The following is a 9777-nucleotide window of genomic DNA, read 5'->3' on the forward strand; positions in this document are numbered from 1 at the left end:
GTATATATATCATTCACACCCCGGCGATTTATTGATTTAAATCAATAAAAATGCCAACCACATAAAGAGTGTGGTTTGAATTTATTGCTTTAGATCAATTTTATGACCTTACCAATTCAATTTATCCTGCACATTTTCAACATAAATTTAGCTACTTAGCGCACATTTCGGCGTGGAATTTTGCTCACCGGGCTTTAGCAGGTAAGCTAGTCAGAGATTGAGATTCGCAGGAGAGCGAGATGACGACACCTTTAACCTGGCATGACGTGCTGGCAGAAGAAAAGCAGCAGCCCTATTTTATCAATACGCTCAACACCGTTGCGGCTGAGCGTCAGTCCGGACAGACGATTTACCCGCCGCAGAAAGATGTGTTCAACGCCTTTCGCTACACCGAGCTGAGCGATGTGAAAGTGGTCATTCTTGGCCAGGATCCCTATCACGGTCCGGGCCAGGCGCATGGGCTGGCGTTTTCCGTACGTCCGGGCGTGGCGATCCCCCCTTCTCTGCTCAATATGTATAAAGAGCTTGAAGGAACCGTGCCCGGGTTTACCCGACCAAACCACGGCTACCTGGAAAGCTGGGCGCGCCAGGGCGTGCTGTTATTGAACACGGTACTCACCGTGCGGGCCGGCCAGGCGCACTCGCATGCCAGCCTGGGCTGGGAGACGTTCACCGATAAAGTCATCAGCCTGATCAACGAACACCGTGAAGGGGTCGTGTTTTTACTGTGGGGATCGCACGCGCAGAAGAAAGGGGCGATTATTGACCGTCAGCGTCATCACGTGTTGAAAGCGCCGCACCCGTCACCGCTGTCTGCACATCGCGGTTTCTTTGGCAGTAATCATTTTGTTCTGGCGAACGAATGGCTGGAAAAACGTGGCGAAACGCCCATTGACTGGATGCCTGTGTTACCGGCAGAGAGCGAATAGTATTTGAATGTGCCGGGTCGGCCCCGGCACATGAAGAGGCTTATGCCTTATTCTGACGCCACCACTCGGCCAGCAGTACACCGGTAGCAACGGATACGTTCAGACTTTCCACATTGCCTGTCCCATCAATAGAGACGCTCAGATCCGCACTGGAGAGGGCCGCATCAGACAGACCATCGCGTTCCTGACCCAGCACCAGCACCATTTTGCGTGGCAGCGTCGCTTTAAACAGCGGCGTACCGGCATGGCTCGAGGTGGTCACGATGGAATAACCCGCTTTACGGAACTGCTCAAGGGCATCCAGCACGCTGTCGCCGGTGATCGGCTGTACGTGTTCGGCTCCGCCTTCCGCAGTACGGATCGCGGCACCGGATTCAAGCAGCGCGGCATCCTGCAACAGCACGCCTTTCACGCCAAAGTGCGCGCAGCTGCGCATCATTGCGCCCAGGTTATGCGGGTTGCCCACGTCTTCCAGCGCCAGCACGCAGTCATCGGCATCCGCCTGACTGACCCACTGCTGAACGGTCGTACCGTTACGTTTTTTGATCAGGAAGCAGACGCCGCCGTGGTGTTCGGTACCGGATGCTTTGGTCAGCTCGGCATCATCAACCACGTGGTAGGCTTTGCGGTTTGCCGCCATCCAGCGCAGCGCTTCTTTAAAGCGCGGGGTTACGCTCTGGATGAACCAGGCGCGGACGATACATTCAGGACGGCTCTGGAACAGCGCCTGGCAGGCGTTCTCGCCATACACGCGGGTCTCTTCCGCACGCTGACGGCGCAGCACTTCCGGGTCGATAAAGCTTTTACCGCTGATACCGCCGTGATCGGCCTTTTCTGGCGTTTCGTCGCCAGGGGCTCGAGAAACGGTGCGCCACGGGGAGGCGTTATCACGTGAGAAGTCATCCCGCGGACGGTCATCGCGTTTGCGATCGTCACGCTTGCGGTCATCACGTTTGCGGTCATCACCGCGGTTGTTTCTGTCATCGCGGGCGGGGCGACGGCCACCGTCTGCACGAGAAGACGCCGGACGCCCGCCACCTTTTCCGGTACGCGGATTTTGGGTGCGTTTATCAGAGTCATCATCACTGCGGACATACATCACTTTGACCTTGCCGCTTTTGTTTTTCATTTCGTCGTTCATGCTTTTCTCCACCAGCGCTGCGCGAAGCGCGCAGATTACCCGATGTGCCAGCGCATAGCCATAATTTCGTACAAAAGCCTGTGACTATTGTTCTCATTGAATAAAACGCATTGTTGTTTCAAACAGGCTCATTGATAATATGTAACATATTAGAAACATTATCGGCGTCTTGCCGCTGTCCCACGGCTCTATCAGAGGTTAGTTATGAATACCGTATGTGCCAACTGTCAGGCTCTTAACCGCATTCCGGACGATCGGATTGAAGATGGTGCGAAATGCGGACGTTGTGGCCATGAATTGTTTGATGGCGATGTCATTAACGCGACGGGTGCTACGCTGGACAAACTCCTCAAGGACGATCTGCCTGTCGTAGTGGATTTCTGGGCGCCCTGGTGTGGCCCATGCCGAAGCTTCGCGCCGATCTTCGAAGACGTGGCCGAAGAACGCAGCGGGAAAATACGTTTCGTTAAGGTCAATACTGAAGCTGAACCTGAATTGAGCGCCCGTTTTCGCATTCGCAGCATCCCGACGATTATGATTTTCAAAAAGGGTGAAGTGGTCGACATGCTCAACGGTGCGGTGCCTAAAGCACCTTTTGACAGCTGGTTAAACGAGTCGCTGTAACATTCACGGGGCACATCTTGTGCCCCGTTCCCGCCTCTGCGAAAATAGGGTTTTTCCTGCATTTCGCCCATGACTGATAACGCTGTTCTTCAATTACGCGCCGAACGCCTTGCGCGCGCCACCCGTCCGTTCCTCGCGCGCGGAAACCGTATTCGCCGCTGTCAGCGTTGCCTGCTGCCGCTGAAGGTTTGCCTGTGCGAGACGCTGGCGCCGAGTACGGCCCAGAGCCGTTTTTGTCTGGTCATGTTTGATACCGAGCCGATGAAGCCCAGCAATACTGGTCGCCTGATTGCCGATATTCTGCCGGATACCGCGGCGTTTCAGTGGTCCCGCACGGAGCCCCCTCAGGCCCTGCTCGACTTAGTGGCAAACCCGGACTATCAGCCGATGGTCGTTTTCCCTGCGTCATATGCAGGTGTCGATCGCGAGGTGCTTTCGACGCCGCCATCCGGTAAACCGCCGTTGTTTATTATGCTGGACGGCACCTGGACCGAAGCGCGAAAAATGTTTCGCAAAAGCCCTTATCTCGACGCACTGCCGGTGATTTCTGTCGATCTTTCCCGCGTCTCCGCCTATCGTCTGCGTGAAGCGCATGCTGACGGGCAATACTGCACCGCCGAAGTGGCCATTGCGCTTCTGGATCTGGCGGGTGATACCGCTGCGGCTGGCGCCCTGGGCAACCATTTCTCCTGTTTCCGGGAACGCTATCTGGCAGGAAAAACCGTTCATAAGGGCAGCGTCACAGCAGCCGAGACGGAAAGCGTTTAAAATCATCAGGTCGCTTGCATTCACAGGAGGCCTGCATGAGCCAGCGAGGGTTAGAAGCGCTACTTCGTCCTAAATCCATTGCCGTCATCGGCGCATCAATGAAACCGGATCGTGCTGGCTATCTGATGATGCGCAACCTGCTGGCCGGAGGATTTAATGGACCCGTCATGCCCGTCACGCCCGCGTATAAGGCAGTTCAGGGAGTGCTTGCATGGCCTGATGTACAGAGCCTGCCTTTCGTACCGGATCTGGCCGTACTGTGTACAAACGCGAAACGGAATCCGGAGCTGCTGGAATCGCTAGGCAAGAAAGGCTGTAAAACCTGCATTATTCTCTCGTCTCCGCCTGAACAGAAAGCCGAGCTTCTGGCCTGCGCCAGCCGCTATCAAATGCGCATTCTTGGACCAAACAGTCTCGGCCTGCTCGCCCCCTGGCAGGGCTTAAATGCCAGCTTCTCTCCGGTTCCGATCCGCAAAGGCAAGCTCGCGTTTATCTCGCAGTCGGCTGCGGTATCGAACACCATCCTCGACTGGGCGCAGCAGCGTGAAATGGGATTCTCCTACTTCATTGCTCTCGGCGACAGTCTGGATATCGACGTTGATGAGCTGCTGGATTTTCTGGCGCGCGACGGTAAAACCAGTGCGATTCTGCTTTATCTTGAGCACCTCAGCGACGCGCGTCGTTTTGTCTCGGCGTCGCGAAGCGCGTCGCGCAATAAGCCGATCCTGGTAATCAAAAGTGGGCGCAGCCCTGCGGCTCAGCGTCTGCTGCAGTCGCATTCCGGCATGGATCCCGCCTGGGACGCCGCTATTCAGCGCGCGGGTTTGCTGCGGGTGCAGGATACGCACGAGCTTTTTTCCGCCGTTGAAACGTTAAGCCATATGCGCCCGTTGCGCGGCGAGAAATTAATGATTGTCAGTAACGGCGCCGCTCCTGCCGCACTCGCGCTGGATGAGCTGTGGCGGCGCTTCGGCAAGCTGGCCACGCTGAGTGAAGAGACGCTGCAGCGCCTGAAAGACGCGCTTCCGACCAGCGTGACGCCCGGCAATCCGCTTGATTTACGCGATGATGCCAGCAGCGACCGCTATATCAGGGCCATTTCCATTTTGCTGGATAGCCAGGATTTCGACGCGCTGATGATTATCCACTCCCCCAGCGCGGTCGCGCCGGGCAGCGAAAGCGCGCGCGCGCTCATTGATGCTGTGCGCAATCATCCGCGAGGCAAATATGTCACCCTGCTCACCAACTGGTGCGGTGAGTTTTCTTCGCAGGAGGCGCGACGCCTGTTCAGCGAAGCCGGACTGCCAACCTACCGCACGCCGGAAGGCACCATAACCGCGTTTATGCATATGGTGGAATATCGCCGCAACCAGAAACAGCTCCGCGAGACGCCGGCGTTGCCCGGGAATTTGACGGCCAATACCGTTGACGTTCACCGGCTGTTGCAGCAGGCGATTGAAGAGGGCGCGACGTCGCTGGATACGCATGAAGTCCAGCCCATTCTGGGCAGCTACGGGATGCAGACCCTGCCGACCTGGATCGCCAGCGACAGCGCTGAGGCCGTACATATTGCCGAGCAGATTGGCTATCCGGTTGCCCTGAAGCTGCGTTCGCCGGATATCCCGCATAAGTCTGACGTTCAGGGGGTGATGCTCTACCTGCGGACGGCGGCAGAGGTGCAGCAGGCAGCCGATGCCATCTTCGATCGGGTCAAAATGGCCTGGCCGCAGGCAAGGATCCACGGCTTGCTGGTGCAAAGCATGGCTAACCGCGCAGGCGCTCAGGAGTTACGCGTGGTGGTCGAACACGATCCCGTCTTCGGCCCGCTCATCATGCTGGGTGAAGGCGGCGTGGAGTGGCGCCCGGAGGAGCAGGCCGTGGTGGCGTTACCGCCGCTGAACATGAACCTGGCGCGTTATCTGATCATCCAGGCGATTAAAAGCAAAAAGATCCGCGGCCGGAGCGCGCTACGTCCGCTTGATATTGCCGGGCTAAGTCAGTTCCTGGTACAGGTCTCTAACCTGATTGTGGATTGTGCCGAGATCCAGCGGCTGGACATTCATCCGCTGCTCGCCTCCGGCAATGAGTTTACGGCGCTGGACGTGACCCTGGATATCGCGCCATTCGAAGGAGACAGCGAGAGCCGTCTGGCGATCCGTCCGTACCCTCTGCAGCTAGAGGAGTGGGTTGAGATGAAAAATGGGGAACGCGCCTTGTTCCGCCCTATTCTGCCGGAAGATGAGCCCCAGCTGCGGGCCTTTATCTCTCAGGTCACGAAAGAGGATCTTTATTATCGCTATTTTAGCGAAATCAACGAATTTACCCACGATGATTTAGCCAATATGACCCAGATCGACTACGATCGAGAAATGGCGTTTGTTGCCGTTCGTCGCGCCGATGAGGGTGATGAGATCCTCGGCGTTACGCGTGCGATTTCTGACCCGGATAACGTCGATGCGGAGTTTGCCGTGCTGGTACGCTCCGATCTTAAAGGTCTGGGCCTGGGAAGACGACTGCTGGAAAAACTCATCAGTTATACGCGAGATCACGGATTGTTACGCCTTAATGGCATTACTATGCCTAACAATCGCGGTATGGTGACCCTGGCGCGAAAACTTGGGTTTGACGTTGATATTCAGCTGGACGAAGGTATTGTTGCCTTATCCCTCAGTCTGACATCAGCAGACAAACGCGAGTAAGCTACTGGAAATGTTACCCACTTTGGACGGGACTGGTGGTATCATTGTCCGCTTATGTTGTTTGCATAGTACAGACAACCCTTCAATGAACAGAGAAGAAACGCACTGTGATGTTGTCAAAATTTAAGCGTAATAAACATCAACAACACCTTGCTCAACTACCGAAGATTTCTCAGTCAGTTGATGATGTAGAGTTCTTTTACGCTCCCGCTCATTTTCGGGAGACGCTTCTGGAAAAGATAGCCAGCGCCACGCGACGCATTTGCATTGTGGCACTGTATCTTGAACAGGATGAAGGCGGGCGCGCGATCCTGAACGCGCTCTATGAAGCCAAACGTCAGCGTCCGGAACTGGATGTTCGCGTGCTGGTAGACTGGCATCGCGCCCAGCGTGGCCGTATTGGCGCTGCCGCATCAAACACCAATGCTGACTGGTATTGCCGCACGGCGCAGGAAAATCCTGGCGTTGACGTGCCTGTTTATGGCGTCCCGGTGAATACCCGTGAAGCGCTCGGCGTTCTTCATTTCAAGGGGTTCATCATTGATGACAGCGTGCTATACAGCGGCGCCAGCCTCAATGATGTCTACCTTCATCAGCTCGATAAATATCGCTACGACCGCTACCATCTGATCCGTAATCCGCAGATGGCCGATATCATGTTCAACTGGGTTGATAAAAATCTGGTTCATGGCCGTGGCGTTAATCGTCTTGACGATCCCGAGCGTCCGAAAAGCCCGGAGATCAAAAACGATGTTCGCGCCTTCCGCCAGGAGCTGCGCGATGCGGTCTATCATTTCCAGGGCGATGCGAACAACGAAGAGTTATCCGTTACCCCGCTGGTAGGGCTCGGCAAATCAAGCCTGCTGAACAAAACGATCTTCTATCTGATGCCGTGTGCGGAGCAGAAACTGACTATCTGCACGCCGTATTTCAACCTTCCTGCCGTGCTGGTGCGTAATATCATTCAGCTGCTGCGCGAGGGTAAAAAAGTGGAAATCATCGTGGGTGATAAAACGGCAAATGACTTCTTCATTCCCGAAGATCAGCCGTTCAAAATCATTGGTGCGCTGCCTTATCTCTATGAGATTAACCTGCGTCGTTTCCTGAGCCGCTTACAGTATTACGTCAACACTGACCAGCTGGTTGTGCGTCTCTGGAAAGATGAAGACAATAGTTACCATCTCAAAGGCATGTGGGTCGACGATGAGTGGATGCTGCTGACAGGTAACAACCTGAACCCGCGCGCATGGCGACTGGATCTGGAAAACGCTATCCTGATTCATGACCCGCAGCATGAGTTAGCCGCCCAACGTGAGCGCGAGCTGGAGCTAATTCGCACCCATACGACCGTGGTGAATCACTACCGCGAACTGCAGAGCATTGCCGATTATCCGGTAAAAGTTCGCAAGCTTATTCGCCGCTTACGTCGTATCCGTATCGACCGACTTATCAGCCGTATTCTGTAATATCCAGGCCCTGTCACCCGCAGGGCTTTTTTATGGAGCCCTTGATGCGTATTCCTCTGGTACTGAGTGTGCTCTTCCTGAGTGGCTGTAGCCATATGGCTAACGATAGCTGGTCTGGACAGGACAAAGCACAGCATTTCCTCGCTTCCGCGATGTTGTCCGCAGCCGGTAATGAATATGCCCAGCACCAGGGATACAGCCGGGATCGTAGCGCGGCGATCGGGTTAATGTTCTCAGTAGGTCTTGGGGCATCAAAAGAACTGTGGGATAGCCGCCCCGCAGGGAGCGGCTGGAGCTGGAAAGATTTCGCCTGGGATGTCGCCGGCGCAACGACCGGCTATGCCGTATGGCAGATGGCGCGCTATTAAAGTCGAATGCCTTTCCCTTTGCGATGCAGCATCAGGGAGACAACAAACGCCAGTGCCCCCATTCCCGTTACGTACCAGAAGAATGTCGTTTCGCTTCCCCATGATTTAAGCGACAGCGCGACGTACTCCGCCGATCCGCCAAACACCGCGTTGGCTACCGCATAAGAGAGCCCTACCCCTAACGCACGGACCTGCGCCGGGAACATCTCGGCTTTCAGTATCCCACTGATGGAGGTATAGAAACTGACAATCACCATCGCCACCATCACCAGCGCAAAGGCGGCATACGGTGAAGAGACATGCTGAAGCGCTGTCAGAATGGGAACGGTACATAATGCCGATAATCCGCCAAAAATGAGCATTGAGGTACGTCGGCCAATTTTGTCCGAGAGCGCACCGACGATCGGCTGTATGAGCATAAAAACAAACAGCGCCGCGGTCATGACCACACTGGCGACGTTGGCGTGCATGCCGGTGGTATTCACCAGGTACTTTTGCATATAGGTGGTGAACGTATAAAAACTGAGAGAACCGCCCGCAGTGAAGCCCAGCACCATCAGGAAAGCTTTGCGGTTACGCCATAACCCTTTGAATGTTCCCGCCTCCTTCAGCATCCGGACCTCTTTCTGAGAGGTTTCATCTAACTGACGGCGTAGCCAAAGTGCGACAATCGCCAGCACTGCCCCCATTGCGAAAGGAATTCGCCATCCCCAGGCATGAAGTTGTTCGTCCGTCAAAATCTGCTGCAGGATCACCACCACAAGAATGGCCAGCAGTTGACCGCCAATCAGCGTGACGTACTGGAATGAGGCGTAAAAACCTTTACGGCCTTCCAGTGCAATTTCGCTCATGTAGGTCGCACTGGTACCGTATTCACCGCCCACCGATAATCCCTGAAATAAGCGGGCCAGCAAAAGCAGCGCCGGTGCCCAGATGCCAATCGATTCATATCCCGGTAAGCAGGCGATCACCAGCGAGCCAAAGCACATCATACACACCGAGATCAGCATCGAGGCCTTACGCCCTCGACGATCCGCAATACGGCCGAACAGCCAGCCCCCGATGGGTCGCATTAAAAATCCTGCGGCAAAAACCCCAGCCGTTTGTAGCAGCTGTGTAGTGGTGTTGCCGGATGGGAAGAAAATATGTGCGAAGTAGAGTGAACAGAATGAGTAGACGTAAAAGTCGAACCATTCAACCAGATTCCCTGAAGAGGCGCTGATGATTGCCCATACCCTTCTTCGGGTATCACTGTGAGCCAGCGTCCCGTGTGATGTCATGCTTTCTGTCATTGTGATTATGCTCCTGCCATAAACTGCGGCGTATTGAGCCAGAAGGCTCAATAACCTCGTAAATGAAATGTTATAATTTTGTTATAAATAACATTGCGACAGGGATCACACATTCCATTAGCAGGATAAGGGATTAAGAGAAAGGCCAGGATGGATATAAAAGCAAAAAACCCCGCACCTTTCGGTACGGGGTTTTTCTTGTTTGATGCCTGGCAGTTCCCTACTCTCACATGGGGAGACCCCACACTACCATCGGCGCTACGGCGTTTCACTTCTGAGTTCGGCATGGGGTCAGGTGGGACCACCGCGCTAAAGCCGCCAGGCAAATTCTGTTAATCTGTATCAGGCTGAAAATCTGTCTCTTCGCCAAAACATCTTCGGCGTTGTAAGGTTAAGCCTCACGGTTCATTAGTATCGGTTAGCTCAACGCATCGCTGCGCTTACACACCCGACCTATCAACGTCGTCGTCTTCAACGTTCCTTCAGGAGA

At 54.8% G+C, this 9777-nt stretch carries 8 protein-coding genes and 2 rRNA genes; 6 read left to right on the forward strand and 4 right to left on the reverse strand.

The annotated features are described in order from the left end of the window. The first annotated feature begins 239 nt into the window (after nucleotides 1-239). A complete protein-coding gene (gene ung, locus FHC52_RS10695; protein WP_023294333.1) occupies nucleotides 240-929 on the forward strand; it encodes a uracil-DNA glycosylase in 690 nt (229 codons plus the stop codon). Between the two features lie 40 nt (nucleotides 930-969). Here the strand turns inward: ung and FHC52_RS10700 are convergent, their stop codons facing one another. Continuing rightward, on the reverse strand, nucleotides 970-2070 hold the full coding sequence (locus FHC52_RS10700) for a tRNA/rRNA methyltransferase (protein WP_008502192.1): 1101 nt from the start codon (nucleotides 2068-2070) through the stop codon (nucleotides 970-972). Between the two features lie 204 nt (nucleotides 2071-2274). Here FHC52_RS10700 and trxC point away from each other — a divergent pair, with 204 nt between their 5' ends. From trxC to FHC52_RS10730, 5 genes are all read left to right on the forward strand, one after another. Continuing rightward, on the forward strand, nucleotides 2275-2694 hold the full coding sequence (gene trxC, locus FHC52_RS10705; protein WP_021241886.1) for a thioredoxin TrxC: 420 nt from the start codon (nucleotides 2275-2277) through the stop codon (nucleotides 2692-2694). A gap of 69 nt (nucleotides 2695-2763) precedes the next feature. After that, the gene (tapT, locus tag FHC52_RS10710; protein WP_126289458.1) at nucleotides 2764-3462 is read left to right on the forward strand and encodes a tRNA-uridine aminocarboxypropyltransferase; all 699 of its coding nucleotides are present in this window, start codon (nucleotides 2764-2766) and stop codon (nucleotides 3460-3462) included. A 35-nt stretch (nucleotides 3463-3497) separates the two neighbouring features. Then, nucleotides 3498-6161 (forward strand): bifunctional acetate--CoA ligase family protein/GNAT family N-acetyltransferase, encoded by a 2664-nt coding sequence (gene pat, locus FHC52_RS10715; RefSeq protein WP_032675356.1) that lies wholly within the window; start codon nucleotides 3498-3500, stop codon nucleotides 6159-6161. Between the two features lie 110 nt (nucleotides 6162-6271). After that, entirely contained in the window at nucleotides 6272-7627 is a 1356-nt protein-coding gene (pssA, locus tag FHC52_RS10725; protein ID WP_220420068.1) for a CDP-diacylglycerol--serine O-phosphatidyltransferase, read from the forward strand. 44 nt (nucleotides 7628-7671) lie between these two features. Further along, nucleotides 7672-7995 carry a YfiM family lipoprotein gene (locus FHC52_RS10730; RefSeq protein ID WP_008502197.1) on the forward strand — a complete coding sequence of 108 codons (324 nt, stop codon included), beginning with the start codon at nucleotides 7672-7674 and terminating at the stop codon, nucleotides 7993-7995. Here FHC52_RS10730 and FHC52_RS10735 read toward each other — a convergent pair. From FHC52_RS10735 to FHC52_RS10745, 3 genes are all read right to left on the reverse strand, one after another. Further along, nucleotides 7992-9287, reverse strand: a complete 1296-nt coding sequence (locus FHC52_RS10735; RefSeq protein WP_032653074.1) for an MFS transporter — start codon at nucleotides 9285-9287, stop codon at nucleotides 7992-7994. The two genes, FHC52_RS10730 and FHC52_RS10735, sit on opposite strands and share 4 nt — an antisense overlap. 207 nt (nucleotides 9288-9494) lie before the next feature. Beyond that, nucleotides 9495-9610 (reverse strand): 5S ribosomal RNA (gene rrf, locus FHC52_RS10740). A gap of 64 nt (nucleotides 9611-9674) precedes the next feature. After that, nucleotides 9675-9777: ribosomal RNA gene (locus FHC52_RS10745) — 23S ribosomal RNA — on the reverse strand; the annotation flags it as partial.

The organism is Enterobacter sp. EC_64, assembly GCF_019584165.1.
In the GTDB taxonomy this organism is placed as follows: Bacteria; Pseudomonadota; Gammaproteobacteria; order Enterobacterales; family Enterobacteriaceae; genus Enterobacter; species Enterobacter roggenkampii.

Coding starts and splice junctions, on each gene's coding strand:
- tapT (WP_126289458.1), top strand. CDS start 2,764: ATGACTGATAACGCTGTTCTTCAATTACGCGCCGAACGCCTTGCGCGC.
- FHC52_RS10730 (WP_008502197.1), top strand. CDS start 7,672: ATGCGTATTCCTCTGGTACTGAGTGTGCTCTTCCTGAGTGGCTGTAGC.
- FHC52_RS10700 (WP_008502192.1), bottom strand. CDS start 2,070: ATGAACGACGAAATGAAAAACAAAAGCGGCAAGGTCAAAGTGATGTAT.
- pssA (WP_220420068.1), top strand. CDS start 6,272: ATGTTGTCAAAATTTAAGCGTAATAAACATCAACAACACCTTGCTCAA.
- FHC52_RS10735 (WP_032653074.1), bottom strand. CDS start 9,287: ATGACAGAAAGCATGACATCACACGGGACGCTGGCTCACAGTGATACC.
- pat (WP_032675356.1), top strand. CDS start 3,498: ATGAGCCAGCGAGGGTTAGAAGCGCTACTTCGTCCTAAATCCATTGCC.
- trxC (WP_021241886.1), top strand. CDS start 2,275: ATGAATACCGTATGTGCCAACTGTCAGGCTCTTAACCGCATTCCGGAC.
- ung (WP_023294333.1), top strand. CDS start 240: ATGACGACACCTTTAACCTGGCATGACGTGCTGGCAGAAGAAAAGCAG.